Source organism: Desertibacillus haloalkaliphilus, from assembly GCF_019039105.1.
Lineage (GTDB): Bacteria > Bacillota > Bacilli > Bacillales > KJ1-10-99 > Desertibacillus > Desertibacillus haloalkaliphilus.
Genome location: NZ_JAHPIV010000378.1, coordinates 1 through 369, shown reverse-complemented (window position 1 = coordinate 369; position 369 = coordinate 1). Strand labels below are relative to the sequence as shown.

General features: G+C 49.3%; 1 protein-coding gene. It reads left to right on the top strand.

The genetic code is table 11. The features are described 5' to 3' along the window. Positions 1 to 369, top strand: a 369-nt coding sequence (locus KH400_RS30125) for a hypothetical protein (protein ID WP_217228408.1), incomplete at both ends; no start/stop codon positions are given.

Below are 369 nucleotides of genomic sequence, written 5' to 3'. Positions count from 1 at the left end.
AGAAAAGAGAAGAGGAGGAGGAAGAGGAAGAGGGGGAGAAGAGAAAGAGGGAGGGAAGAAGGAGAAGAGAAGAAGGGGGGGAAGGGAGAAAGGAGGAAGAGGAAAAAGGGGAGGGAAAGAAGAGAGAGAAAAAGAGGAAGAGAGAAAAGGGGGAAGAGAAAAGAGGAGGGAGAAAGAAAAAAAAGGAAGGGGAAGAAGAAGAGAGGAAAGAAGGAGAAGAAAGGAGGAAGGAAGGGAGAAGGAAGGAAGGGGGAGGAGAGAGAGAGAGAAGGAGGGGGGAAGAAAGGAGGAAAAAAAGAGGGAGGGAAGGAGGGAAGAAGGAGAAGAAAGGAGAGGGAAGAAGGAGGGGAAAAGAGGAAAAAGGAAGGG